The organism is Streptomyces zaehneri (assembly GCF_032248645.1).
Classification (GTDB): Bacteria; Actinomycetota; Actinomycetes; order Streptomycetales; family Streptomycetaceae; genus Streptomyces; species Streptomyces coriariae.
Map to the genome: position 1 here is coordinate 527,098 of NZ_JASTTJ010000002.1, position 25,271 is coordinate 552,368.

Here is a 25,271-nt window from a genome sequence, read left to right on the forward strand (position 1 = left end):
AAACCCGCCACCACTGACAACTGGCGGCCCGTCAGCCGGCCGGACGAGGGGACGGGAGGGTGCGGGCGGAGCTGCCCCTGCGCTGATCTACGCTGGCCGGATGCCGGTCACCGAGCTCCTCGTCGACGATGAACCCCTGGTGCGGGCGGGGCCGCGCGCCGTGCTGGAGGCGCGGTCCGGCATCGAGGTCGTCGGGGAGGCGACCGGCGGGGCCGCGGTGATCCCGCCGGTGCGGCAACTGCGGCCGGACGTGGTCGCGACGGACGTCCGGATGCCGCTGGTGGACGGTATCGAAGCCCCGCGCGCGGTGCTGCGGTCGGTCTCGGGCACGTCCCGTGCCGGGGCGGTGCCGGCGAAGCTCGGGGCACGCAACCGGACGCAGACGGTGATCACGGCGTACGAGTCGGGGTTCGTCGCGCCGAGGTGAGCGCGCGCCGGTGGATATCGGTACGGATTCCTTACTCGCCGGGGTACGTCCCGCCGAGTACGATCCGCCCAACACGCGCACGAGCTGGAAGGACGGACGTTGGGGCAGCTGACCGGCGGGGATCCCTCGCTGCTGCGAAGGATCAATTCCGCGGTGGTGCTGCACGCGCTGCGTGCCGCGGACTGCGCGACGCTCACGGAGATCACCCGCGTGACGGGCCTGTCCCGGCCGACCGTCGAGGGGGTCGTCGAGGATCTCATCGGCGCGGGGCTCGTCGTCGAGAAGGCGGCCGACGAGAGTGTCGCCCGGCGGCAGGGGCGGCCCGCGCGGCGGTTCCGGTTCCGGGCGGAGGCCGGGCATCTGCTGGGGCTGGAGATCGGCTCGCACCGGGTGGCCGCGCTGCTGGCCGACCTGGACGGCCGGATACTGGGCGCGCAGGCCAAGGAGGTCGACGAGGCGGCACCGGCGGACGAACGGCTGGAGCGGCTGCGTACGGCCGTCGCCGAGCTGCTGCGCCGGGCGGGCGTCCCGCGCAGCTCGCTGCGGGCGGTCGGGGTCGGCACGCCCGGGATCGTGGAGGCGGACGGGACGGTACGGCTCGGCACCGCGCTGCCCGAGTGGACGGGGCTGCGGCTGGGCGAGCGGCTGAGCCGTTCCTTCAAGTGCCCGGTGCTGGTGGAGAACGACGCCAACGCGGCCGCCGTGGCCGAGCACTGGAAAGGGTCGGCCACCGAGTCCGACGACGTCGTCTTCGTGCTGGCCGGGCTGAGCCCGGGTGCCGGCTCGCTGATCGGGGGCCGGCTGCACCGGGGGTACGGCGGGGCGGCCGGGGAGATCGGCGCGCTGCACCTGCTGGGCCGGGAGGTGACGCCGGAGACGCTGCTGTCCATGACGGACGAGCCGCTGCATCCGCTGGACGAGCAGGCGGTCGCGGAGGTGTTCGCGCAGGCCCGCGAGGGCGACAAGCAGGCCCGGGCCGCGGTGAACCGCTTCATCCAGCGGCTCGTCCACGACGTGGCCGCGCTGGTCCTGGCGCTCGATCCGGAGCTGGTCGTGGTGGGCGGCTGGGCGGCCGGTCTGGACGGTGTGCTGGAGCCGCTGCGCAACGAGTTGGCGCGCTACTGTCTGCGCCCGCCGAAGGTGGCTCTGTCGCTGCTCGGTGAGGCGGCGGTGGCGACAGGGGCGCTGCGGCTCGCCCTCGACCATGTCGAGGAGCAGCTGTTCGCGGTCGAGGGGACGGTGACGGCGCGGCGGTGACGGGCCGTCACCGGTGAAACGCGCCGCGCCCCGGTGGAGTTCCGGGGCGCGGCGGGGCGGGGTGTCCGCCCGGTGGGCCGGGTGCAGGCTGTTCAGGGAACCTGCCGTGTCCGGCCCGCGGGGACGGGGTGTTCAGGAGGCCTGGCGCTCCGGGCCGTGGTGTATCTCCACGCCGCCGGAGGCGCCGAACGTCAGTCGGCAGGTGTCCGCGCGGTAGGTGGCGACGGAGAGCGCCGCGGTGCGTCCCCCGGCGAAGAAGCGGGTGGTGACGACGAGGACGGGGGCGCCGGGGAGGCGGTCGAGTTCCCGGGCGTCGTCCGCGCGGGCCGAGCCCAGCTCCACGGCGCGGTCCTGGCCCTCCAGTTCCAGGCGCTGGAGCTCGCGCAGCACCGCACGCGCGCGTGCCGCCTCGGAGGGGGTGTCGATCGCGGTGAGGTCGGGCACCGACGCCACGGGGACGTAGAGCAGTTCGGCGGCGACGGGCTGGCCGTGCGAGACGCGTGAGCGGCGCACGATGTGCACGGCCTGGTCGCGCGCGGTCTCCAGGGCGGTGGCGACGACCGCGGGCGGAGCCGCGAGCGTGCAGTCGACGGCCTGCCAGGCGTCGTCGCCCGTGCCCGGCCAGACCTGCTGGTCGTTGCCGACGGCGACGCCCATCCGCGGCGGGGCGACGGTGGTGCCGACACCACGGCGGCGCTGGAGGCGGCCCTCCAGTTCGAGCTGCTCCAGTGCCTGACGGAGCGTGGCGCGGGCGACGCCGAAGCGGGCGGCCAGGTCACGCTCGTTGGGCAGGATCTCGCCCACGGTGAATTCCGAGTCGAGTGCCTCGCTGAGTACGGTCTTGAGATGCCAGTACTTCGGTTCCGGTACCGATTCCAGCTGCGTGGTCCCCACCCTGTCCTCCGCAATCGCCGTGGTCCGGCGGCACTTTTCGCGCCCTTGTTTATTAAAGGTTGTTGTACTTCTCTGCGACCATAGGGCGGCCCCCACCCTTGGTCAAGACCAATCCTCGGTCCCTCTCGAGGACGACAGGTGTCCGACAGACAAGCGTTCACGGCGCGTTCGCACGGGCGCGTTTTCGTGACACTCCGGCAAGGTCCGCTCGGTGAATGCCGCACCCGAGGAGGAGGGTCGTGCGGTTCACCCCAGGGGCTACCCGTCGGTAGCCATTGCTGACAAGCTGTCTACGGCGTCCGCCGGCCGGTCCACGGCCCGTCCAGTCGAGGAGCTCCCCATGTCCGCCACCGTCTCCTTCACGGTCCCCTCCCCCAGTGGCCCGCTGCCCGTCACCGTCTCCTACGCGCGCGTGGGCCGGGGCGAGCCGCTGCTCCTGCTGCACGGCATCGGCCACCACCGGCAGGCCTGGGACCCGGTGGTGGACATCCTGGCCGCCGAGCGCGAGGTCATCGCCGTGGACCTGCCCGGCTTCGGCGTGTCCCCGCCCCTGCCGGACGGACTGGCCTACGACCTTTCCACCACGGCCGCCGTGTTCGGCGCCTTCTGCGCGGCGCTGGAGCTCGACCGACCCCATGTCGCGGGCAACTCCCTCGGCGGACTGCTCGCCCTGGAACTCGGCCGGGAGAAGCTCGTACGGTCCGTCACCGCGCTGTCGCCCGCCGGGTTCTGGTCGCAGGCCGAGCGGCGCTACGCCTTCGGCGTCCTGCTCACCATGCGGCAGATCTCGCGCCGGATGCCGCTGCCCCTCGTCGAGCGGATGGCGAGCACGGCCGCCGGACGTACGGCCCTCACCAGCACCATCTACGCCCGCCCGAGCCGGCGTTCCCCCGAGGCCGTGGTCGCCGAGACGCTGGCCCTGGCCCGGGCCACCGGGTTCGACCAGACCCTGCGGGCCGGCGCCACCGTCCGGTTCACCGACGACCTCCCCGGCATCCCGGTCACGCTCGGCTGGGGCACCCGCGACTGGCTGCTCGTGCGCCGCCAGGGCGTCCGGGCCAAGCGCGTCATCCCCGCCGCGCGTCTGGTGCGACTGCCCGGCTGCGGTCACTGCCCGATGAACGACGACCCGGCGCTGGTCGCGCGCGTGATCCTCGACGGCAGCCGCTGACGTCCTGGGGCGCGTCGCGACACCCCGGCCCCCAGGGCGACTCCGTCCCCGGCAAGGGCGCTCCCCACACCCTGGGCGGGGCCGTAGGGACCGGTGGGCGCGCCAAGGGAGCACTTCCCCGGGGCACGGGTGTCCGGGTTCGCGGCGGGGCTGCATGTCATCGCCGAGTCCCCAGGGCGGTACGGGCCGCGGGAACGGTTCCTCGCGCTGACGGCCGCGGCGGGCGTCGAGGTGCGCGCGTCGGCGGAGCACGCACACGCGCGTGCCCTGCGGGACACGTACCTCCGTCTCGTCCTCGGCCACGCGCAGATGTCGCCCGCGCGCACGCGGGACGGCGTACGGCTGACGGCTCAGGCCGTCGCGGGCACGTGGCACGGCGGGAGACGCGGGCCGGTGACGCGGGCGGGTGACGCGGGCCGTGCGCGTCGCATCCCGGGTGCGCGCGGCCAGTTGTTCACTTGTGGTTTCCGTGTGCGCTGCGGCGCACCAGTAGTTGTGGCTGTGCACACCGGCCGGTTCCCGCCCCTGGAGGCCCTTCCATGTCACCCAGTCCGTTTCCCGGGCGCCGCAGCGTCCTGCGCGGCTCGCTCGCCGCTTCCGCCGCCCTGACCCTGCCCGCCGCCGTCGGCGCGGCGCCCGCTTTCGCGCTGTCCGGGCGGCCCGAGGCGGGTTGGGGTGTGCAGGCCGGGGACGTGACCTCCGACTCCGGCCTGGTGTGGGTGCGCTCCGACCGTCCGGCCCGGATGGTCGTCGAGACCGCGGCCACGGAGTCGTTCCGGGGCGCCCGCCGATGGCACGGTCCGCTGCTCGGCGCCGGCACGGACTTCACCGGCACCACCCGGCTGCACGGGCTGCCCGCCGGCGAGCAGATCCACTACCGCGTGCTCCTCGCCGACCCGGACGACCCGCGGCGCACCGGGGAGCCGGTGACCGGCACCTTCCGCACCGTGTCCCCGGGGCGTCGGCGCGGGGTGCGCTTCCTGTGGTCCGGAGACCTCGCGGGCCAGGGCTGGGGCATCAACCCCGAGCTGGGCGGTTACCGCATCTACGACGCGATGGCGAAGCTCGACCCCGACTTCTTCCTGTGCAGCGGGGACAACATCTACGCCGACGGCCCGATCACGGCGACCCAGGCACTGCCCGACGGCACCCTCTGGCGGAACGTCGTCACCGAGGAGAAGTCCAAGGTCGCCGAGACGCTCGCCGAGTTCCGCGGCAACTTCCGCTACAACCTGCTCGACGAGAACCTGCGCCGCTTCAACGCCCAGGTGCCGTCCGTCATCCAGTGGGACGACCACGAGGTCCGCAACAACTGGTACCCCGGCGAGGTGATCGCCGACTCCGACGCCCGGTACACGGAGAAGAGCGTCGACGTGCTCGCGGGGCACGCCCGGCGGGCGTTCGGCGAGTACTTCCCGATCTCGGCCCTGCGTCCGGGCGCGAAGGAGGGCCGGGTCCACCGGGTCGTGCGCCACGGGCCGCTGCTGGACGTGTTCGTGCTGGACATGCGGACGTACCGCAACGCCAACTCGCCGGACGACCAGACGGCGGACCCGCAGGGCATCCTCGGCGCCGAGCAGCTGGAGTGGCTGAAGCGGGAGCTGTCCCGGTCGCGTGCGGTGTGGAAGGTGATCGCCGCCGACATGCCGCTCGGCCTGGTGGTGCCCGACGCCACCGAGGGCAGGGCGAACATCGAGGCCGTCGCGCAGGGCGACCCGGGCGTGCCGCTGGGCCGTGAGCTCCAGATCGCCGAGCTGCTGCGGTACATCAAGCACCGCCGGATCACCGGCACGGTGTGGCTGACGGCCGACGTCCACCACACCTCCGCTCAGCACTACCAGCCCTCGCGGGCCGCGTTCGGCGACTTCGAGCCGTTCTGGGAGTTCGTCTCCGGACCGCTCAACGCGGGTGCCTTCCCGGCCAGCGCGCTGGACAGCACCTTCGGTCCGGAGCGGGTGTTCGTGAAGGCGCCGACGGCGTCGAACGTGTCGCCCGCCGGCGGCTACCAGTTCTTCGGCGGGGTCGACATCGACGGCGACAGCGGGGAGCTGACGGTGCGTCTGCGCGAGCAGGACGGGACCGTGCTGTTCACACAGGTGCTCCAGCCGGGACGGGTCGGCCAGTAGTCGGCGTCCCGTACCCTCGGACACGTGCCGCGCACCGGCGTCATCCCCCGGTGCGCGGCACAGTCGTGACACCCCGTACCCGGCGTGATCGTAGAAGAATTAACAAAACGGGCATTGGTAACCTTTACCCATCAGTCACAAACCGTTCGTGATCACGCAACACCGTTCCTCCACAGTGGCCGCATGACTCGAGACATGTCTGATGTGACGCGTGCGAAACGCGGACGCCCTGTGCACCACTGGCGACGGGACGTGGTGGAACTCGCCGCGCTGTTCACAGCGGTCGCGGTGGCCGACGGGGTGGCGAACCTGGTGGGCCACGGCCCCGACGGTCCGGCGCTGCTGGCCGTCTCCGCGGCCTTGCTCGTCGCCACGGCCGGTTTCCACACCTGGTGGGCACGACGCCACGGTCACGCGCCCCCCACGGGCGATACCGACGCCCGGCCGCGCTCCGAGGAGCCGCAGGCCGGGCCGTCCGAACTCCCCTCCCAGGTCACCGAGGAGAGTGCCCTGTGGCGGATGCGGACGACGGTGAAGGACGCCCCGGGGTCGCTTGCCGCGCTCTGCGCGGCGCTCGCCGGCCACCGGGTGGACATCCTCAGCCTCCAGACGCACCCGCTGGGCGAGGAGACCGTGGACGAGTTCCTGCTGCGCGCCCCGGGCGCCCTGGCGGCTGCCGAGATCACCCGGGCCGTGGCAGTGGCGGGCGGCAGCGGCACCTGGATCGAACGGGCCGACGCCCACGACCTGGTGGACGCGCCGACCCGGGTCCTCGGCCTGGCCACCCGCACCGCCCTCGACGCGGCTGAACTACCCTTGGCGCTACGCCAGTTGCTGGGCCGCTGCACGATCCGCTCACTCCCCGCCGCGCCGGGCGGCAGCGGCCGCGGGCAGGAGGGCGTGCCCGTGGAGGGCGTACTGGAGGACACCGTGATGCGCCTGCGGGCGCCGGAAGGCGGAGTGATCACCGTGGAGCGGCCGTATCTGCCGTTCACCCCGACCGAGTTCGCCCGCGCGCGTGCACTGGTGGAGCTGGACGCCCGGCTCGGCCCGCGGGTGCCGCGCGGCCAGGACGTGCTGACGCTGCCCGAGGGCAACGCCATCACCGTGCGCCGGGCCGATCCCGGTGACCTGGCGGCGGCGAAGGCGATGCACGACCGCTGCTCCTCGCGCACGCTCGGGATGCGCTACCACGGGCCCGTCGGCGACGCCGACCGCTACCTCAGGCACCTGCTCAGCCCCCGCTTCGGCCGCACCCTCGCCGTGCAGACCCCGTCGGGGCGCGTCGTCGGCCTCGGCCACCTGCTGTGGGACGGCGACGAGACCGAGGTCGCCCTGCTGATCGAGGACCAGTGGCAGCGACGCGGCATCGGCGCCGAACTGCTCGGCCGGCTGGTGGCCATGGCCGTCGAGGCGGGCTGCGAGAGCGTCTACGCCGTGACGCAGGCCTCCAACACCGGCATGGTCGCCGCCATGCGCGGCCTCGACCTTCCCCTCGACTACCAGATCGAGGAAGGCACCCTGGTCATCACCGCACGTCTGGACGGCGCGGCGACCCGGGCGCGGGCCGGCTCAGGGCGGTTCGACGGGCGCGTCGCACGCGACTGAGTCACGCGACCGAGTCACGGTTCACCACGCGGCCCGGCGGTGCGACCACACCGCCGGGCCGTCCGCGTACGGTTCGCCGCACACGCATCGCCGTACGCGAATCTCGGTACCCCGGATCGCCCCTACGAGTTCGCGCCTACGGTCACACGACGGCGGCTCCGCGCCCCGCCGGGTCCGCGGCCGCGGCGTCCGCCGCGCCGAGTGCCCCTCGCAGGTCGTCCCACAGGTCCTCGACGTCCTCCAGGCCGACCGAGAGCCGCAGCAGCCGGTCGCTCACGCCCGCGCCCCGGCGTTCATGCGCGTCCACGATGCGATGGCTGATGGACGCCGGGTGCTGGATGAGGGTGTCGACGCTGCCGAGGCTGACGGCCGGGGTGATCAGACGGACCCCCGCGATCACCTCGTGCGGGTCGCCGTGGACCTCGAAGGCGATCATCGCGCCGCCGATCCGCGGATAGTGCACACGGGCCACCCGCGGGTCGGCGGCCAGCCGCCGGGCCAGGTCGGCGGCGGTCGCGGAAGCGGCCCGCACCCGCACCGGGAGCGTCGACAGTCCCCGCAACAGCAGATAGCCGGCCAGCGGATGCAGGACGCCGCCGGTGGCGAACCGTATCTGCCGAAGCCGCCCGGCGAACTCCTCGTCGCAGGCGACCACGCCCCCCAGCACGTCCCCGTGTCCGCCCAGGTACTTGGTGGCGCTGTGCAGGACGAGCCGCGCGCCCCGCTCGGCGGGGCGCTGGAGCACGGGCGTCGCGAAGGTGTTGTCCGCGAGCAGCGGGACCGAGCCGCAGGCGTGGGCGACGGCCCGCAGGTCGACCTCGGCGAGCGTCGGGTTGGCCGGCGACTCCACCATGACGAGACCGGTGTCCGGGCGCAGCGCGTCGGCGATCCCGGCCGGGTCGGTCCAGGTGACCTCCGAGCCGAGCAGCCCGGCGGTCAGCAGGTGGTCGCTGCACCCGTAGAGAGGGCGCACGGCGACGACGTGCCGCAGCCCCGTCGCGGAGCGCGCGAGCAGCACCGCGCTGAGCGCCGCCATCCCGCTGGCGAACGCGACCGCGCTCTCGGTGCCTTCCAGGCGGGCGAGGGCCGTCTCGAAACGGGCGACGGTCGGGTTGCCCAGCCGGCCGTAGACGGGCGGTCCCTCCGGCTCCGCGCCCGTCGTGGCGAACGCGTCGATGCGGGCGGCCTCGCCGCGGCTGTCGAACGAGGGGTAGGTGGTGGACAGGTCGATCGGCGGGGCGTGCAGGCCCTGGCGGGCCAGGTCGTCCCGCCCGGCGTGCACGGCCTCGGTGGCCAGTGCGCGGGGCGCTCTCGACGCGGGTCGGCGTACGTCGTCGTACGCGTGCGTGCTCGCTGAGGCTGAGTCCATGGACCGCAGGGTGAACATCGAACGGGGTCCTGTGGTCGAACACCGTGCTACGTTCGGCCCATGGCTGAATCCGTCGTACTGGATCCGGTCGATCTCCAGCTGCTGCGGCTGCTCCAGAACGACGCCCGGACCACCTACCGCGACCTCGCGGCGCAGGTCGGGGTCGCGCCGTCGACCTGTCTGGACCGGGTGACGCGGCTGCGCCGCTCGGGCGTGATCCTCGGTCATCAGCTGCGGCTCGATCCGGCCAAACTGGGGCGTGGCCTCCAGGCACTGCTGTCCGTACAGGTCAGGCCGCACCGGCGGGAGCTGGTGGGGCCCTTCGTGGAGCGGATCCGGGGGCTGCCGGAGGCACTCACCGTCTTCCACCTCACCGGGCCGGACGACTATCTCGTCCATGTCGCCGTCGCGGACATGGCGGATCTGCAGCGCCTGGTGCTGGACGAGTTCACCTCGCAGCGGGAGGTGGCCCGGGTCGAGACGCGGCTGATCTTCCAGCAGTGGGAGTGCGGGCCGCTGCTGCCGCCGACGACTTCGGGACAAACGGCGTGACGTGCGCCACCGCCTCGTACGAGGATGGAGCCCATGTCACAGACCAGCAGCCCGCTTCCCCGCGAGGTCGCCGACGCGTATGTCGGCGACCTCATCGCCCTCGACCCGGTGACCGGTACCTACCTCGGCGTGCAGGAGAGTTCGAGCCGTCTGCCCGACTACTCGCCCGTCGGCCTGGAGGCGCTCGCGCAGCTCGCGCGGGACACCCTGGCCAGGCTCGACGAGGCGGAGCGGAGGCCCGGAGCGGAAAGTGACATCGAGCGCCGGTGCGCGCGCCTGCTGCGCGAGCGTCTGACCGCCGAACTCGGTGTGCTCGAGACCCACGAGGGACTGCGCATCGTCGGCAACATGGCGACCCCCGCGCATCAAGTGCGCGAGGTGTTCACCGTCACGCCCACGCAGACCGACGCGGACTGGGCGGCGGTCGCCGAGCGGCTGCGCGGGGTGCCGGCGGCCCTCGCGGGCTACCGGGAGTCCCTCGCGCTGGGTCTGGAACGCAAGCTGTACGCGGCGCCGCGGCCGACCGCCACCTTCGTCGGACAGCTCACCGAGTGGTCGGACACGGACGGCGAAGGCCGGGGCTGGTTCGAGGACTTCGTGTCCACCGGTCCCGACGCGCTGCGCGCGGAGCTGGACGAGGCCGCCCGGACGGCGACCGCGGCCGTCGTGGAGCTGCGGGACTGGATGCGCGACGTGTACGCGCCGACGATCGAGAACGCGCCGAACACCGTCGGCCGGGAGCGGTACGCGCGCGCGTCGCGGTACTTCAACGGAACCGATCTCGACCTCGACGAGGCGTACGCGTACGGCTGGGCGGAGTACCACCGGCTGCTCGCCGAGATGAAGAAGGAGGCCGAGAAGATCCTGCCGGGCGCGGAGACCCCCTGGGCGGCTCTGGCCCATCTCGACGAGCACGGCAAGCACATCGAGGGCGTCGACGAGGTCCGCGACTGGCTCCAGGCCCTGATGGACCAGGCGATCGAGAAGCTCGACGGCACGCACTTCGAACTCGCCGACCGGGTACGGAAGGTGGAGTCGCGGATCGCCCCGCCCGGCGGCGCGGCCGCCCCGTACTACACGCCCCCGACGGAGGACTTCTCACGGCCGGGCCGCACCTGGCTGCCGACGATGGGGCAGACCCGCTTCCCGGTCTACGACCTCGTCTCGACCTGGTACCACGAGGGCGTCCCCGGTCACCACCTCCAGCTGGCGCAGTGGGCGCACATCGCCGCGGACCTCTCCCGCTACCAGGCCTCCGTGGGGCTCGTCAGCGCCAACGTCGAGGGCTGGGCGCTGTACGCGGAACGGCTGATGGACGAACTCGGTTTCCTCACCGACGCGGAGCAGCGGCTCGGTTACCTGGACGCGCAGATGATGCGGGCGGTGCGGGTCATCGTCGACATCGGCATGCACCTGGAGCTGGAGATCCCGGCGGACTCCCCCTTCCACCCCGGCGAGCGCTGGACCCCTGAGCTGGCCGAGGAGTTCTTCGGCGGGCACAGCAGCCGCCCGGCGGACTTCGTGGAGAGCGAGCTGACCCGCTATCTGACCATCCCCGGCCAGGCGATCGGCTACAAGCTCGGCGAACGGGCCTGGCTGCTGGGCCGGGAGAAGGCCCGCGAGCGCCACGGCGACGCCTTCGACCTCAAGTCCTGGCACATGGCGGCCCTTTCGCAGGGCTCGCTGGGCCTGGACGACCTGGTGGACGAGCTGGCACAGCTCTGAGACACGGTTCGGGGCCGTGCGTGGCGGAATGCCGCCGCGCCCGGCCCCGAACGGGCGGTCAGCAGCCGCAGTTCTCGGCGTCGACGGGCGCCGATGGGGGTCCCACCGCGCGAGTCCTGTTCGAGCGAGGGGGAGGATCGGCGGCGCGCCGCCCGCCGCCCTCCCGGGTGTCGTACGCGAGGCCCTCACGCGCCCAGTACTCGAAGCCGCCGAGCATCTCCTTGACCCGGTAGCCGAGTTCGGCGAGCGCGAGGGCGGCGCGGGTGGCGCCGTTGCAGCCGGGCCCCCAGCAGTACGTGACGACCGGCACGTCCGGGTCGAGGAGCCGCGCGGCCTGCTCGGCGATGAGCGCGGTGGGCAGGTGGACGGCGCCCGGTATGTGGCCCTGGTCCCAGGACTCGGTGGAGCGGGAGTCCAGGACGACGAAGCCGGGGTCACCACCTGCGGCGAGGGCCGCCGCCACGTCGGAGACGTCGGCGTGGAAGGCGAGGCTCGCCCGGAAGTGCGCGGCGGCCTCGGCCGGGGCCGCGGGGGCGACACGCAGGACGGGGTTGACCGTGGTCGTGGCGGCCGTGCCGGTCGTGGCGGTGAGCGGGGTCATGGGGGTCATCGCGGGGCCCTTCCGTGGGGTTCCGGCTGGTCACTGCTTTCGATGACCAGAAATCTACGACCGGTGATCCCTCTCCCTGAAGGGGCATTCCCCGGCCCGAACCTTGCCCGGCCGGGGATTTCCCTGCTATTCCTCCCTCATGACCGCGTATTCCCCGGACGCCACCGACTGGCGCATTCTCGAGGTCCTCCAGCGCGAGGGCCGGGCCAGTTTCGCCGACCTGGCACGTGCCGTGGCGATGTCGGCGAGCGCCGTCACCGAGCGGGTTCGGCGGCTGGAGGAGGCTGGCGTGATCCAGGGGTACGCGGCCGTGGTGGACCCCGAGCGGCTGGGGCTGCCGATCCTGGCCTTCGTGCGACTGCGCTACCCCAACGGCAACTACAAGCCGTTCCACGACCTGGTGGCGGTCACGCCCGAGATCCTCGAGGCACACCATGTGACGGGCGACGACTGCTTCGTGATCAAGGTCACCGCGCGTTCGATGCGGCACCTCGAAGAGGTGTCGGGCAAGATCGGCGCGCTGGGGTCGGTGACGACCAGCGTCGTCTATTCGTCGCCGCTCCCCAGGCGCCCACTGGGCCGGTAGCCCCGCTGCCGAACCAGTGACCCCGATCTCCCCTTGACGACCTCCAGCTGGGCGTGGATCCGCCGCCGCAGATCGGCGACATGGCTGACGATGCCGACGCTGCGGTCGCGTTCGCGCAGCGAGTCGAGGACGTCGAGGACCTCGTCGAGGGTCTGGTCGTCGAGGCTGCCGAACCCTTCGTCGATGAAGAGGGTGTCGAGGCGGACCCCGCCCGCCTCGTCGGTCACGACGTCGGCGAGACCGAGGGCGAGGGCGAGCGAGGCGAAGAAGGTCTCGCCGCCCGACAGCGTGGCCGTGTCCCGCTCGCGCCCGGTCCAGGCGTCGACGACGTGCAGCCCGAGCCCGCTGCGGCCGCGCCCTGCGCGGTCGTCGGAGTGCACCAGGGTGTAGCGCCCCGAGGACATGCGCTGGAGACGGACGGTCGCGGCGGCGGCCACCTGCTCCAGACGGGCGGCCAGGACGTACGCCTCCAGGCGCATCTTGCGCTCGTTGTCGGCGGAGGTGCCGGCGGTGAGACCGGCCAGCCTGGCCACCCGGTCGTACTCCTCGCGCAGCGGCCCGAGCCGACGCACACCCTCGTCCGCGCGCGCGGAGAGCTGGTCGAGTTCGGCACAGCGGCGGGCGGCGGCGTCCTGGGCGGAGGCGGCCGTGCGCAGCCGCTCGGCCGCGGCGGCCGCCGACTGCTGCGCGGCCGCGAGGTCGGCGGGCGGCAGCTGGGCCGCCGCCACGGTCTCGGGTTCGGCGAGGACGGCCCGTACGGCGGCCTCCTCGGTCTGCCGGGCGTCCAGCCGCCGCTGCAGCTCACGGTGGGCGGCGTCGTCGAGGAGGGCCTCGGCGGCGGCCCGCGGGGTGTCGAAGCCGGCCCGGAACGCGGCTTCGTCGAGGCGCCCGTCGGCTGCCTTGAGACGCTCGGCGCTCCCCTCGGCGACACGGGCGGAGTCGGCCGCTTCGGTGAGCCGTGCCGCCAGCCCCTCCAGTTCGGCGGCCCGCGCGGCGACGCTCTCCGCGGCCCCCCGGGCCTGCGTCAGCTCCTCCTCCAGGGCGGCGCGCTCGCGCTCCAGGCGCTCCCGGTGGCCCACCCGGGACGCGGTCCGCACCGCGGCCTCGCGCTGCGCAGCCGTACGGCGCTCGTGCTCCTGCTCGGCCTGGCGCAGCTCCTCCCGCGCGGGGTGCAGCGCGGAGGCTTCCCGGCGCGCCTGCGCGTAACTCTCCTCCCCCTCCCGGGCCTCGGCGGCGAGCCGGTCCGTCGGGGTGTCGCCCGCCTCGGCGGTCGCGGCGGCGAGCGCCTCTCGTACGAGGCCGAGCTCGCGTTCGTCCTGGGCGTGCCGTTCCTCCGCGCGCCGGGAGGCGGTGAGCGCCCGTTCCTCGGTCTCACGGTCGACGTGCCCCGCGACCTTGCGGGCGGGCGCGGGGTGCTCGGTGGCGCCGCATACGGCGCACGGCGTCCCGTCGGCGAGGGTCGCGGCCAGTTCGGCGGCGATGCCGTTCAGGCGCTGTTCCTTGAGGTCGAGCCAGTGTGCGCGGGCCGTCTGCGCCTGCTCGCCGGAGGCGAGGGCCTTGCGCTGGGCGGCCTCCAGGTCGCGGGCCAGTTCGTCGCGCAGCCGGGCCGCCTTCAGGCGCCGCTGCAGGGGCTCGCGCCGGCCGTCGAGCTGTTCGGCGCGGGCGGCGGCCTCCTGGGCGGCCTCGACGCGGGCCCGCAGACCCGCGCGGACCGCCTCCCAGTCCGCGAGCCAGGCCTCGGTCTCGGTCAGGACGTCCTCGTCGTCGCGCTCCCGCCGGTCCAGGTCGGCCCGCTCGGCGACGAGGCCGGCCAGCCGTCGCTCGCCTCGGCGGGCCGACTCCAGCCCGCCCAGTTCCTCGGCGGCCCGGCGGGCCGCGGCGGCCAGCCCGGCGGCTCCGGCGTCCGCGAACCGCCGCGGCAGCAGGTCCCGCGCGCGTGCCGCGCGCGCGGAGGCGCCGGTGTGCTCGGCGTCGGCGGCCTCGCGCAGCTCCAGCGCGGGCGCCACCGACTCGGCCTTGCGCGCCCGCTCCATCCGCGCCTGCGCGTCCCGGTGGTCGCCCGCCCGCTCCTGAAGCACGGCGGACCGCTCGCGCGCGTCGGCGAACCGCCGCTGGAGCCGGGCCCGTTCGCGTACGTCCTCCAGGGCGCGCTCGGCGGCGGCCTGCGCGGACTCGGCGGCGAGGCGGCCGCAGTGGGCGGTCGTCAGCAGCTCACGCGAGGTGCTGCGAGCGACGGCGGCGGCGGCCAGCACCGCCTCGGCGAGCCCCGGGTCTCCCGGGGCGAGCTCGGGCAGCTCCATGGCGTCCCCGGCGACCTGCTGCATCCGGTGGGCGTCGGCGAGCAGGGCGGAGTCGCCCTCACGCACGCGTGCCTCGGTGGTGCGGCGGCGCTCGACGAGCCGCTTCTCGACCTCGGCGAACCGCCGGGTGTCGAAGAGGCGGCCGAGGAGCCGGCCGCGCGCCTCGGCGTCGGCCCGCAGGAAACGGGCGAAGTCGCCCTGGGGCAGCAGCACGACCTGGCAGAACTGCTCGCGGCTCATACCGAGCAGCCGGGTGATCTCCTCGCCGATCTCCTGGTGGGAACGGCTGAGGTCCTTCCAGGCGCCGGCGACCGCGTCGTACTCGCGCAGCCAGCTCTGCGCCTTCTCGACCGTCGTGCCCGTGCCGCGCTTCTTGGGCCGCTCCCAGGGCGGCTGCCGGGTGACCTCGAGGCGGCGTCCCGCGACGGTGAGTTCGAGGGTGACCTCGGTGCGGGTGCCGGGCGCCGCGTGGTCGCTGCGCAGGGTCAGGCCCTGGCCGCTCTGCCGGGCGCCGGGTACGGAGCCGTACAGCGCGTAGCAGACGGCGTCCAGGACGGAGGTCTTGCCGGCGCCCGTCGGCCCGTGCAGCAGGAAGATTCCGGCGGCGGAGAGCTCGTCGAAGTCGACGCTCTGAGGATCGCCGAAGGGGCCGAAGGCCGTCAGGTCGAGCCGGTGCAGCCTCACCGCGCCACCTCCCGTACCACGTCGTCCGCGCGCACCGCGTCGAAGGCGTCCCGCAGCACGCCCTGCTCACGCGTGTCGGGGCCGGCCCCGCGCACATGGGCCACGAAGTCCTCGGCGATCTCCTGGTCGCTGCGGTCGGCGAGGCGCCGGGCGTACGACACGTCGGGGTCGTCGGGCGCGCGCTCGGGGGCGAAGACGAGGCTGAGCGTGTGCGGGAAGCGCTGGGTGAGCCGGGCCATGGGGTCGGCCGGGCGGGCGGCGTCGGTGAGCGTCGCCTCGACCCACGCCTCCTCGTGACGCGTGAGGGCGGGGTCGGCGAGCAGTTTCTCCAGCGGGCCGCGGACCCGGGCCAGCGCGCGCGGCACCGGACAGTCGATCCGCTCGGCGTCGACCTCCCCTTCGGGGCCGAGGTCGACGAGCCACATGGTCTTGCGGTGCTCGCTCTCCGAGAAGGAGTACGGCAGCGGGGAGCCGGAGTAGCGCACGCGCTCGGTGATGGTCTGGCAGCCGTGCAGGTGCCCCAGCGCGGTGTAGTCGACGCCGTCGAAGACCCCGGCGGGCACCGAGGCGACCCCGCCGACGGTGATGTCCCGCTCGCTGTCGCTGGGCTCGCCGCCGGTGACGAAGGCATGGGCGAGGACGACGGAACGCGTCCCGCGCGCGCGTGCGGCGAGGTCGGCGCGGACCCGGTCCATCGCGGCGGCCAGCACGGTCTCGTGGCCGGCCTTCTGCACGCCGAACTCGTCCTTCACCAGGGCGGGTTCGAGATAGGGCAGGCCGTAGAACGCCACGTCCCCATGGGCGTCGGCGAGCACCACGGGCGTCCCGGCGGCGGCCGGGTCGGTGCGCAGATGGATACCGGCCCGCCCGATCAGTCCGGCTCCGACGCCGAGCCGGCGGGCCGAGTCGTGGTTCCCGGAGATCATCACCGTGGGCACTCCGAGGCCGGCGAGCCGGTGCAGCGCGTCGTCGAACAGTTCGACGGCGGCGAGCGGGGGCACCGCGCGGTCGTACACGTCTCCCGACACGACCACCGCGTCGACCTCGCGCTCACGCACGGTCGCGACGAGGTGACCGATGAACTCGGCCTGGGCGCCGAGCATGTTCACCCGGTGGAACGCCCGGCCGAGATGCCAGTCGGAAGTGTGCAGGAGCCTCATGATCCCCGAGACTAACGGCCGGGTCTGACATCACGGGCGGTTACTCCCGTATCGCACCGTCACGACGACCGACACAAGTGGCTGTTACGGACATTTCACCCACCGGTTCACTCAACGCGTCACGAGTCGCCGGGTCCGACGTCCGGCGTCCGGCGTCGGCGCCGCGCGTCGGGGGCGGACGCCTCACGCGTCCCCGTAGGCCTCCCCGCCCAGCTCGAATCCCGCAGTCCCCGCCGTCGCGTCCGCGAGCCAGGCGCGGAAGGCGTCCACGTCGGCGTCCGGCAGGCCGATCTCGATGGTGACCTCCTCGCCGTAGCGGACGTCGCGTACCGCGCGGCCCGTCGAGTGCAGGTCGTTCTGGACCTTGCCCGCGCGCTGGTGGTCCACGGTCACCGTGGCCAGCCGGAAGCGGCGACGGGTGAGGGTGCCGAGGGTGTCGAGGGCCTCGCCGACCGCGCCGCCGTAGGCCCGGATGAGGCCGCCCGCGCCGAGCTTGACCCCGCCGTAGTAACGGGTGACGACGGCGACGACGTACCGCATGTCGCGGCGCAGCAGCATCTGGAGCATCGGGACGCCCGCCGTGCCGCCGGGTTCACCGTCGTCGCTCGCCTTCTGGACGGAGGCGTCAGCGCCGATGACGTACGCCCAGCAGTTGTGAGTGGCGTCGGCGTGCTCCTTGCGGACGGACGCGATGAACTCCTGGGCCTCCCGCTCGCTGGCCGCGGGGGCGAGGGCGCACAGGAAGCGGGAGCGGTTGACCTCGGTCTCGTGCACGCCCGCGTGGGCGACCGTGCGGTACTCGTCCTGCATCCGGCCAGCCTAAGCGGTGATCGCGCAGTCGCCGTCGCCGGAGGGTCGGGTGACGATGTGCGGGACGGCCGGGGGTGGTGACCGTGGAACGTGGCCCGACCGATCGCAGGGAGCGCGCAGCATGACCGGCACCCGGTTGAAGGGGAGCGGCGCGGGTCCGGCGTCCTCCCGGTCACCCGCGAGGTGCTGCGCCGCGCGGAGCCCGATCCGGGGCGGCGGCCGCGCGCGTGCACGTCGGTCAGGGGCCTGCCGTTCGGACCAGGCCGCAGGATGCCGACGACGGGCCCTAACCCTCCTGCGCCCTTCGGCCTCTCGGCACGGTCATCGACGTCAGCAGGGCCGTGCCCGGCGCCAGGGACCGCCAGTCGGTCCCGTACCAGGCCAGGACGGCGATCGCCGACGTCGGGAACTTCGGCCGCACCTCGTCCAGGGCGTCTCCCGGACCGTCCCCGGCCAGGTCGAGGACCAGTTCCTCCAGGCCGGGGTTGTGCCCGACCAGCAGCAGAGTGCCTACGTCGGCGAGCGTCTCGTGGACGACCTCCAGGAGCTCGCGGACGTCGGCCCCGTAGAGCCTGGGGTCGAGGCGCACCGGGGGCGGGGTGTCCCACTCGGCGGCGGCCAGTTCCCAGGTCCCGCGGGCGCGGGCGGCGGTGGAGCACAGGGCGAGGTCCGGGACGCAGCCGGCTTCGGCGAGCGCCCGGCCCGCGGCCGGCGCGTCCCGAAGGCCGCGCGGGGCGAGCGGCCGCTCGTGGTCGGGGACGCCCTCCGGCCAGGCCGACTTGGCGTGCCGCAGCACCACCAGCCGGCGCGGGGGCGTCCCTCCGCCGGGCCCGTTCACGCCGGGGCTCCGAGGTCGCGGGTGAGTTCGAGGCCGAGGAGACGGTCGGCGTAGGCGTAGCTCTCGAACCGGGCGCCGTCCGGCAGCTCGGGCCCGGCGGCCGCCACCGACCGCAGTACCCGCAGCACCTCGGGCAGGTCCAGGTCGTCCTCCCAGGCGGCACGCAGCCGTGCGCGCACCGCGTCGGGTACCGGCCGCGAGGGCTGCCGCGCCCACGCGGCGACGGCTCGCCGCCAGCCTGCGAGGGTGTCCCGGGCCTCGGCCAGCGCGTCCGCGTCGAGCCGCAGGGGCTCGGTGCGGGGCCGGGAGAGAAGGGCCAGCCGCAGGACGGCGAAGTCGGGGTCCGTTCCCCCGGAGACCCGGCCCGGTCCCCCGGGGACCGCGCCCTCGGCCGGCCCGACGGCGACACACACCCCGTCGGGGATGCGGCCGCCCGCCTCCACCACGTGCAGGATCTGCGCCTCGCCCACCCCGGCGCCCGCGCCGAGGTCGCGGCCGTCCTCGAAGGGGTGCATGCCGAGGGCGGTGGCGCCCGCCCGGAGTTCGGCCTGATCGCGGTCGCCGGACAGCAGCGCCCACACGGGCGTGCCGCCGAGTTCCAGCGCGCGGACGAGCAGATCGGCGACGAGGAGGACCCGGAGCGACCCGGCCCCGTACCCCGAGGCATGCGCCTCCACCCGGGTCAGGCCACGGCGGACGGGGGCGGCGACGACGGGCTCGCCGGTTCGGGCGTCGATGAGGCTCAGCACGAGGCGAGCCTAGGCGGGCGGGCGCGACTTCGCAGGCAGGGGCCGGAATCAGGGTGCGGCGCGAGCTGTTGCAGTCGAGGACCGTTCCTTTCCGATCTGAAGGAGGCCGCCGGTGCACGGCGACGAGGCAACGATCCGCAGGATCCTCACCGGACTCGGCGACACCTGGGCCGTCGTGGGCCTGTCGACGAACCGTGGGCGGGCGGCCTACGGGGTCGCCGAGGTCCTCCAGCACTTCGGCAAGCGGGTCGTGCCCGTGCACCCGAAGGCCGAGACGGTGCACGGGGAGCAGGGGTACGCCTCCCTCGCGGACATCCCCTTCGAGGTGGACGTCGTCGACGTCTTCGTCAACGGCGAACTCGCGGGTGCCGTGGCGGACGAGGCGGTCGCCAAGGGCGCGAAGGCGGTGTGGTTCCAGCTCGGCGTCGTCGACGAGGCGGCCTACGGCCGGACCCGGGCCGCGGGCCTGGAGATGGTGATGGACCGCTGCCCGGCGATCGAGATCCCCCGGCTGGGCTGACCGGCCGGTGTGCTCCGGGCGGTGTCGGGGGGCCCACCCATAATGTGCGGGTGACCACCGACGCGCCTTCCCCCCACCACACTCCCGTCGTCGTCCTGGGTGCGGGCCCCGCAGGTCTCACCGTCGGCAACATCCTGCGGGCCGCGTCCGTCGACTGCGTCGTACTGGAGACGCAGAGCCGTGAGTTCATCGAACGGCGGCCCCGCGCCGGAGTCCTGGAGGAGCGGGCCGTTCACGGACTGCGGCAACGGGGCCTGGCCCAGAACCTGTTGGCGCGGGCCCAGCAGCACTCCGCGTGCGAGTTCCGCTTCGGCGGCGAGCGCTACCGCTTCCCCTACACCGAGCTGACAGGCCATCACCACTGGGTGTACCCACAGCCGTTGCTGGTGACGGATCTCGTCCACGAGTACGTCCACGTACGCGGCGGCGACGCCCGCTTCTCGGTGTGCGACGTCGAGCTGCACGACCTCGACACGGGCCGCCCCTCGGTCTCGTACACCTGCCCCGAGACCGCTGAACGGCGGGTGCTGAACTGCGACTTCGTGGTCGGCGCCGACGGGGCACGCGGGGTCAGCCGGGCCGCGCTGATGCCGGAGCGGGCCCGGATCGCTCGGCACGACTACGGCATAGGCTGGCTGGCGCTGCTCGCCGAGGCGCCGCCGTCCTCCGACTGCGTCCTGTTCGGTGTCCATCCGAACGGGTTCGCCGGACACATGGCCCGCAGTCCCGACGTGACCCGGTACTACCTCCAGTGCCCGCCCGGTGACGACCCGGAGAACTGGTCCCACGACCGCGTCTGGTCCGAGCTGCACCAGCGACTCGAGGGTGCGGGGGCCCCGCCGCTCAGCGAGGGGCGGCTGATCGAGAAGCGCGTGCTGGACATGCACGACTACGTGGTCGAACCGATGACGTACGGGCGGCTCTTCCTGGCCGGGGACTCGGCCCACCTCGTCGCGCCCATCGCCGCGAAGGGCATGAACCTCGCCCTGCACGACGCGTTCCTGCTGGGCGACGCGCTGGTCGCCTTTCTCGACGGCGGTGACGGCGACGGCCTGGACGACTACTCGCAGGTGTGTCTGCGCCGGGTGTGGGACTACCAGGAGTTCTCGCAGTGGCTGTCGGAGGTCTACCACGGGACCGCGTCCGGCGACCCGTTCCGCGCGGGCACGACGTTCGCCCGGCTGCGTCGCCTGTTCACGTCTCCCGCCGCCGCTGCCGCCTTCGCGGAGCAGTACCTGGGAACGGCCGAGCACCACTGAGTCAGTCGTGCGGCGGCTCGTCCCCGAGTCGGTGGTCCGCCACGTTCAGCGCCTCGTCCACCAGGCGGCGCAGATGGCCGTCCGAGAGCGAGTAGACCACCCGGCGGCCCTCCTTGCGGGTGTTCACCAGCCCGGCCAGCCGCAGCCGCGCCAGATGCTGACTGACGGCCGGCCGGGCCGCTCCGACGCCTTCCGTCAGGGTCGTCACATCGGCCTCGCCGACCGTCAGCGCGTGCAGCAGGGCCAGCCGGGTGCGGTCGCCGAGCAGGGCGAGAAGCTCGGCCGCGAGGGCGAACTGCTCCTCGCCGGGTGTGCGCGGATGCGCATGGTGCGCAGGTGAAAGGTGCATGCGTGCGCTCATACGCACATAATGGCGGTGTGGACGGACGCGCGTCCACCTCGGCGCACCGGAAGGGACCGACGTGAGCGAGCGGCACGACCACGAGCACGGACACCGGCACGACCGCGGGCACCATCACGACCACGCCCACGAGCACCCGCACCATCAGTCCTCCCCCTCCGCCCCTTCACCGTCCCCCTCCCCGTCTCCGGGACTGCGCCACCGCGTCGCCCACCTCCTCACCCCGCACTCGCACGAGAGCGCCGACAAACTCGACCCGGCGCTGGAGTCCTCCGCCCGGGGCATGCGCGCGCTGTGGGTCTCACTGGCCGTACTGGGCGTGACGGCCGTCGCGCAGGCGGTCGTGGTCGCGCTGTCCGGGTCGGTGGCGCTGCTCGGCGACACCGTGCACAACGCGGCGGACGCGCTGACGGCCGTACCCCTGGGCATCGCCTTCGTGCTGGGCCGACGGGCGGCGACCCGCCGCTTCACCTACGGCTACGGACGGGCGGAGGACCTGGCGGGCATCGCGATCGTGCTGACGATCGCCGCGTCGGCGGCCTTCGCGGGATGGACCGCGGTCGAGCGGCTGATGAACCCGCGCCCCGTCGAGCAGGTCGGCGCGGTCGCCGTGGCCGCGCTGGCCGGTTTCGCGGGCAACGAGTGGGTCGCGCGCTACCGCATCCGGGTCGGCCGTTCGATCGGCTCGGCCGCGCTGGTCGCGGACGGGCTGCACGCCCGCACGGACGGGTTCACCTCACTGGCGGTGCTGCTGGGCGCGGGCGGCTCGGCGCTGGGGTGGCAACTCGCGGACCCGGTCGTGGGGCTGGCGATCACGGCGGCGATCGCGCTGGTGCTGCGGGACGCGGCACGCGAGGTGTTCCGCCGGGTGATGGACGCCGTCGACCCGGCGCTGGTCGACCGGGCCGAGCACGCGCTGCGGGAGGTCGAAGGTGTGCGCGCGGTCGGCGAGTTGCGGCTGCGCTGGATCGGGCACCGGCTGCGGGCCGAGGTGGCGGTCGTCGTGGACGGCGAGGCGACGGTACGTGAGGCGCACGGGATCGCCGTGGCGGCCGAGCACGCCCTGCTGCACGCCGTGCCGCGTCTGACGGCCGCGCTGGTCCACGCGGATCCGGCGCCGGTGCCGGGCGAGGCCGACCCGCATCTGGCCCTCGCCCATCACGCGGCGGCCTGAGCTCAGGCCACGCCGAGCCCCTCCAGCACCACCGCGCCCGGCAGTTCGGCGAACGCCTTGCCGGGCACCAGCAGCTTCCCGCGCCGGCGCCCGCTGCCCACCAGGACGTACGGCAGGTCGACGACGGCGGAGTCCACCAACACCGGCCAGTCGGCCGGGAGTCCGATCGGCGTGATGCCGCCGTACTCCATGCCGGTCTCCCCCACCGCCGTGTCCATCGCCGCGAACGAGGCCTTGCGGGCGCCGAGTTGACGGCGCACGACCCCGTTGACGTCGACCCGGGTGGTGGACGGCACGACACACGCGGCGAGGGTCGTCTCACCGCCCCGCTTGCCGGCGACCACCACGCAGTTGGCGGACCGCTCCAGCAGCTCCCGGCCGTAGTGCTCCACGAAGACGGCCGTGTCCGCCCACTGCGGGTCCGTGTCGACGTGGACGATTTCGCGGGCGGGCACGCTGCCGCTCCAGCGGCGTACGGCGTCGGCGACCGGGCCGACCAGCTCGTCGAGGCAGTCGGGGGCAGGGCTGGCGGTGTCGAAGTGTCCGATGGGTGCGCGCATGGCCGCACGCTGACAAGAGCCGCCCGCCGGCGGCCGCGGCGTCTCAGTGCACGGGCGGCACCGAGACGGCCATCACCATCTCCATCGGCACCTCGCCCCGGTTGCCGTAGACATGCGGGACGCTCGCCTCGAACGAGGCGCTCGCGCCGGTCGGGACGCGGTGCTCCTCGCCGTCCACGGTGAGCGTGAGTTCACCCGCGGTGACGTGCACGAGCTCGACCGTGCCGACGGGATGGGGTTCCGAGAGGCTGCTCTCCCCCGGCATCAGCAGCCAGTCCCACATCTCCAGCGGTCCGGGCGCCTCCGCGCCGGCGAGCAGCCGGTTGTAACTGCCGGCGTCGGTGTGCCACAGCCGTACCGCCTGATCGGCCGGGACGATACGGACCTTCGCGCCTCGTTCGTAGTCGAGGAGGGTGGTCACGCTGATGCCGAGCGCGTCACCGATCTTGACGACCGTGCCGATGCTCGGGTTGGTGCGGGCCTGCTCGATCTGGATGAGCATCCCGCGGCTGACGCCGGCCCGGGCGGCGAGCACGTCCAGGGTGAAGCCGCGCACCGCGCGCCAGTGCTTGACGTTGCGCGCCAGGGACTGGGTCAGGAGTTCGAGGTCCGACACATTCCGTCCACTTCGGGAGTCCAATATTCTGGATGCCAGGATTCACTTCCCTGCACTACCGTGGGGTGCACCTGATCGTGCACCGAACTGTACTGCGAGGGACCCCGTGACAGCACTCTTCGCCCTGGCCAGCAGCCTCCTGTGGGGCCTGGCCGACTTCGGCGGCGGGCTGCTGACACGCCGGACCCCGGCGCTCACCGTGGTCGTGGTCTCGCAGTCGATCGCGGCCGTCGTCCTCGGCGCGATCCTGGTCGCCACCGGCGGCTGGAGCGAGACAGGGCCGCGCCTGTGGTTCGCGGTCGCGGCCGGGCTGGTGGGCCCGGTCGCCCTGTTCTCCTTCTACCAGGCGCTGGCGCTCGGCCCCATGGGAGTCGTCTCCCCCCTCGCCACCCTCAGCGTGGCCGTGCCGGTCTCCGTCGGGCTGGTCCTCGGCGAGCGGCCGGGACTCGTCCAGACGGCGGGCGCGGGCCTCGCCCTGGTGGGCACGCTGCTGCTGGCCACCGGGTGACCTAGGGTTCCAGCCGGGCGAGCGCCGCCGCCGTCTCCTCGTCCAGTTCCGACAGTGCGACCAGCTGGTCCGAGGTGACCCCGTCCGGGATCGGGACCGGCGCCGGGGTGCGCAGCGGCGGCTGCCAGCCCTCGGCGGGCGTCCAGTGCCGTACGACCTTGGCGGGCGCCCCCGCGACCACGCTGTGGTCGGGCACCGAGCCGCGTACCACCGCCCCGGCCGCGACGACGACGTTCCGTCCGATCCGCGCACCCGGCAGGATCACGGCCCCGGTGCCGATCCAGCATCCCGGGCCGATCTCCACGGGCTCCATGCGGGGCCACTGCTTGCCGATGGGCTCGTGCGGATCGTCGTAGGAGTGGTTCGTGGACGTGACGTAGACATACGGCCCGAAGTAGCAGTCACTGCCGATGGTGACCGTGGTGTCGGCGATGACATGACTGCCCCGGCCGAGCACCACGCCGTCGCCGAGACGCAGGATCGGGTCCGGGCCGAGGTCCAGGTCGGGCATCAGCCCGGCGGTCAGGGTGACCTGTTCGCCGACGATGCAGTGCGCGCCGAGGTGGATCCACGGCTCCCCGAAGACCGTGCCGAGCGGGAAGGCGAGCCGGGTGGCCGGCCCGATCGAGCCGAAGCGGAAACGTCCGGGGTGCTCCGCGGTGACGGAGCCCGTGCGCTGCACCCACGCCCAGCCCGCGTGGACGGCGCGCTGCACCAGTCGGCGCCGCCATGATGAGAACGTGTTCCAGGGCTTCGGCACCCGCTCACCGTACTCAGCGCGCGGTGCGGCCAAGCGCCCACCGCCCTGTGATCTTCGCCCCACCCGGTGGCGTACGGTGCGGTGGGACGACCGACACGAGGAGACGGTGATGACGCACAAGGCGCTGATCGTGGGCATCGGCGGCAGGGAACCGAAGATCGACGCCGAGGCGTTCGTGGCGCCGACGGCCTCGGTGATCGGGGACGTGACGCTCGAGGCGGGCGCGAGCGTCTGGTACGGGGCCGTCGTGCGTGGCGACGTGGAGCGGATCACCGTCCGGGCGAGCGCCAACATCCAGGACAACGTGACGCTGCACGCCGACCCCGGGTTTCCGGTGACGATCGGTGAACGGGTGTCCGTCGGTCACAACGCCGTCGTGCACGGGGCGACGGTCGGCGACGACTGCCTCATCGGGATGGGCGCGACCGTGCTCAACGGGGCGGTGATCGGGGCGGGTTCGCTGGTCGCCGCCCAGGCGCTCGTGCCCCAGGGGATGGAGGTACCGCCGGGATCGCTGGTCGCGGGCGTACCGGCCAAGGTCAGGCGGGAGTTGAGCGAGGAGGAGCGGCAGGGCGTGACCCTGAACGGCACGCTCTACGCGGACCTGGCCAAGGCCCACGGGAAGGTGCACGAGTAGGGCGGCCCGC

23 protein-coding genes and 2 pseudogenes are annotated in these 25,271 nt (G+C 73.8%); 13 read left to right on the top strand and 12 right to left on the bottom strand.

Going from position 1 to position 25,271, the window contains the following annotated elements; all coding sequences use genetic code 11:
* Positions 1-100: 100 nt before the first annotated feature.
* Both QQM72_RS05095 and QQM72_RS05100 read left to right on the top strand, forming a co-directional pair.
* A pseudogene (locus QQM72_RS05095) lies at positions 101-322 on the top strand (response regulator transcription factor); the annotation flags it as partial.
* A gap of 204 nt (positions 323-526) precedes the next feature.
* Positions 527-1,684: an ROK family transcriptional regulator gene (locus tag QQM72_RS05100; protein WP_314219551.1), complete on the top strand. Its 1,158-nt coding sequence runs from the start codon at positions 527-529 to the stop codon at positions 1,682-1,684.
* Between the two features lie 132 nt (positions 1,685-1,816).
* Here QQM72_RS05100 and QQM72_RS05105 read toward each other — a convergent pair whose 3' ends face one another.
* Positions 1,817-2,578, bottom strand: a complete 762-nt coding sequence (locus tag QQM72_RS05105) for a GntR family transcriptional regulator (protein ID WP_314219552.1) — start codon at positions 2,576-2,578, stop codon at positions 1,817-1,819.
* A gap of 340 nt (positions 2,579-2,918) precedes the next feature.
* On the opposite strand from QQM72_RS05105, the gene QQM72_RS05110 reads away from it, so the two are divergent.
* The 3 genes from QQM72_RS05110 (at position 2,919) to QQM72_RS05125 (ending at position 7,483) form a co-directional block, all read left to right on the top strand.
* Complete coding sequence (locus QQM72_RS05110) at positions 2,919-3,749, top strand: alpha/beta fold hydrolase (RefSeq protein WP_314219553.1); 831 nt, start codon at positions 2,919-2,921, stop codon at positions 3,747-3,749.
* 539 nt (positions 3,750-4,288) lie between these two features.
* Positions 4,289-5,875 carry an alkaline phosphatase D family protein gene (locus QQM72_RS05120; protein WP_314219554.1) on the top strand — a complete coding sequence of 529 codons (1,587 nt, stop codon included), beginning with the start codon at positions 4,289-4,291 and terminating at the stop codon, positions 5,873-5,875.
* A gap of 231 nt (positions 5,876-6,106) precedes the next feature.
* On the top strand, positions 6,107-7,483 hold the full coding sequence (locus QQM72_RS05125; RefSeq protein ID WP_314219654.1) for a GNAT family N-acetyltransferase: 1,377 nt from the start codon (positions 6,107-6,109) through the stop codon (positions 7,481-7,483).
* Positions 7,484-7,625: 142 nt separating this feature from the next.
* On the opposite strand, the gene QQM72_RS05130 is transcribed toward QQM72_RS05125, so the two are convergent.
* Positions 7,626-8,852: a trans-sulfuration enzyme family protein gene (locus QQM72_RS05130; RefSeq protein ID WP_314219555.1), complete on the bottom strand. Its 1,227-nt coding sequence runs from the start codon at positions 8,850-8,852 to the stop codon at positions 7,626-7,628.
* A 60-nt stretch (positions 8,853-8,912) separates the two neighbouring features.
* Here QQM72_RS05130 and QQM72_RS05135 point away from each other — a divergent pair, with 60 nt between their 5' ends.
* Positions 8,913-9,404 carry an Lrp/AsnC family transcriptional regulator gene (locus QQM72_RS05135; protein WP_054240412.1) on the top strand — a complete coding sequence of 164 codons (492 nt, stop codon included), beginning with the start codon at positions 8,913-8,915 and terminating at the stop codon, positions 9,402-9,404.
* A 33-nt stretch (positions 9,405-9,437) separates the two neighbouring features.
* Entirely contained in the window at positions 9,438-11,129 is a 1,692-nt protein-coding gene (locus QQM72_RS05140) for a DUF885 domain-containing protein (protein WP_314219556.1), read from the top strand.
* 58 nt (positions 11,130-11,187) lie between these two features.
* Here the strand turns inward: QQM72_RS05140 and QQM72_RS05145 are convergent, their stop codons facing one another.
* The gene (locus QQM72_RS05145) at positions 11,188-11,739 is read right to left on the bottom strand and encodes a rhodanese-like domain-containing protein (RefSeq protein WP_314219557.1); all 552 of its coding nucleotides are present in this window, start codon (positions 11,737-11,739) and stop codon (positions 11,188-11,190) included.
* A gap of 139 nt (positions 11,740-11,878) precedes the next feature.
* On the opposite strand from QQM72_RS05145, the gene QQM72_RS05150 reads away from it, so the two are divergent.
* Positions 11,879-12,325, top strand: a complete 447-nt coding sequence (locus QQM72_RS05150; protein WP_054240409.1) for an Lrp/AsnC family transcriptional regulator — start codon at positions 11,879-11,881, stop codon at positions 12,323-12,325.
* Here the strand turns inward: QQM72_RS05150 and QQM72_RS05155 are convergent.
* The 5 genes from QQM72_RS05155 to QQM72_RS05175 form a co-directional block, all read right to left on the bottom strand.
* Positions 12,286-15,309, bottom strand: a complete 3,024-nt coding sequence (locus tag QQM72_RS05155) for an SMC family ATPase (RefSeq protein WP_314219558.1) — start codon at positions 15,307-15,309, stop codon at positions 12,286-12,288. The two genes, QQM72_RS05150 and QQM72_RS05155, sit on opposite strands and share 40 nt — an antisense overlap.
* Positions 15,306-16,469, bottom strand: a complete 1,164-nt coding sequence (locus QQM72_RS05160; protein ID WP_314219559.1) for an exonuclease SbcCD subunit D — start codon at positions 16,467-16,469, stop codon at positions 15,306-15,308. Before QQM72_RS05160 ends, QQM72_RS05155 begins: the two co-directional genes overlap by 4 nt.
* 183 nt (positions 16,470-16,652) lie before the next feature.
* Positions 16,653-17,279 carry a YigZ family protein gene (locus tag QQM72_RS05165; RefSeq protein ID WP_314219560.1) on the bottom strand — a complete coding sequence of 209 codons (627 nt, stop codon included), beginning with the start codon at positions 17,277-17,279 and terminating at the stop codon, positions 16,653-16,655.
* A 286-nt stretch (positions 17,280-17,565) separates the two neighbouring features.
* On the bottom strand, positions 17,566-18,117 hold the full coding sequence (locus tag QQM72_RS05170) for a SixA phosphatase family protein (protein WP_314219561.1): 552 nt from the start codon (positions 18,115-18,117) through the stop codon (positions 17,566-17,568).
* Positions 18,114-18,866: a hypothetical protein gene (locus tag QQM72_RS05175; RefSeq protein ID WP_314219562.1), complete on the bottom strand. Its 753-nt coding sequence runs from the start codon at positions 18,864-18,866 to the stop codon at positions 18,114-18,116. Before QQM72_RS05175 ends, QQM72_RS05170 begins: the two co-directional genes overlap by 4 nt.
* Positions 18,867-18,978: 112 nt before the next feature.
* Between QQM72_RS05175 and QQM72_RS05180 the strand changes: the two genes are divergently transcribed.
* Positions 18,979-19,386: a CoA-binding protein gene (locus tag QQM72_RS05180; RefSeq protein ID WP_314219563.1), complete on the top strand. Its 408-nt coding sequence runs from the start codon at positions 18,979-18,981 to the stop codon at positions 19,384-19,386.
* A gap of 50 nt (positions 19,387-19,436) precedes the next feature.
* The gene (locus tag QQM72_RS05185; RefSeq protein WP_399076011.1) at positions 19,437-20,645 is read left to right on the top strand and encodes a 4-hydroxybenzoate 3-monooxygenase; all 1,209 of its coding nucleotides are present in this window, start codon (positions 19,437-19,439) and stop codon (positions 20,643-20,645) included.
* Between the two features lies 1 nt (position 20,646).
* On the opposite strand, the gene QQM72_RS05190 is transcribed toward QQM72_RS05185, so the two are convergent.
* Positions 20,647-21,006, bottom strand: a complete 360-nt coding sequence (locus tag QQM72_RS05190) for an ArsR/SmtB family transcription factor (RefSeq protein ID WP_314219565.1) — start codon at positions 21,004-21,006, stop codon at positions 20,647-20,649.
* A 61-nt stretch (positions 21,007-21,067) separates the two neighbouring features.
* On the opposite strand from QQM72_RS05190, the gene QQM72_RS05195 reads away from it, so the two are divergent.
* Positions 21,068-22,180: a cation diffusion facilitator family transporter gene (locus QQM72_RS05195; RefSeq protein ID WP_314219566.1), complete on the top strand. Its 1,113-nt coding sequence runs from the start codon at positions 21,068-21,070 to the stop codon at positions 22,178-22,180.
* A 2-nt stretch (positions 22,181-22,182) separates the two neighbouring features.
* Here the strand turns inward: QQM72_RS05195 and QQM72_RS05200 are convergent, their stop codons facing one another.
* Positions 22,183-22,740, bottom strand: a complete 558-nt coding sequence (locus QQM72_RS05200) for a YbaK/EbsC family protein (protein WP_314219567.1) — start codon at positions 22,738-22,740, stop codon at positions 22,183-22,185.
* A gap of 43 nt (positions 22,741-22,783) precedes the next feature.
* On the bottom strand, positions 22,784-23,356 hold the full coding sequence (locus tag QQM72_RS05205; RefSeq protein WP_314219568.1) for a helix-turn-helix domain-containing protein: 573 nt from the start codon (positions 23,354-23,356) through the stop codon (positions 22,784-22,786).
* A gap of 106 nt (positions 23,357-23,462) precedes the next feature.
* Between QQM72_RS05205 and QQM72_RS05210 the strand changes: the two are divergent.
* A pseudogene (locus tag QQM72_RS05210) lies at positions 23,463-23,849 on the top strand (EamA family transporter); the annotation flags it as partial.
* 16 nt (positions 23,850-23,865) lie between these two features.
* On the opposite strand, the gene QQM72_RS05215 reads toward QQM72_RS05210, so the two are convergent.
* Positions 23,866-24,657: an acyltransferase gene (locus QQM72_RS05215; RefSeq protein WP_314219569.1), complete on the bottom strand. Its 792-nt coding sequence runs from the start codon at positions 24,655-24,657 to the stop codon at positions 23,866-23,868.
* Positions 24,658-24,733: 76 nt separating this feature from the next.
* Between QQM72_RS05215 and QQM72_RS05220 the strand changes: the two genes are divergently transcribed.
* Positions 24,734-25,261, top strand: a complete 528-nt coding sequence (locus QQM72_RS05220) for a gamma carbonic anhydrase family protein (RefSeq protein WP_307162071.1) — start codon at positions 24,734-24,736, stop codon at positions 25,259-25,261.
* The last annotated feature ends 10 nt before the right edge of the window (positions 25,262-25,271 follow it).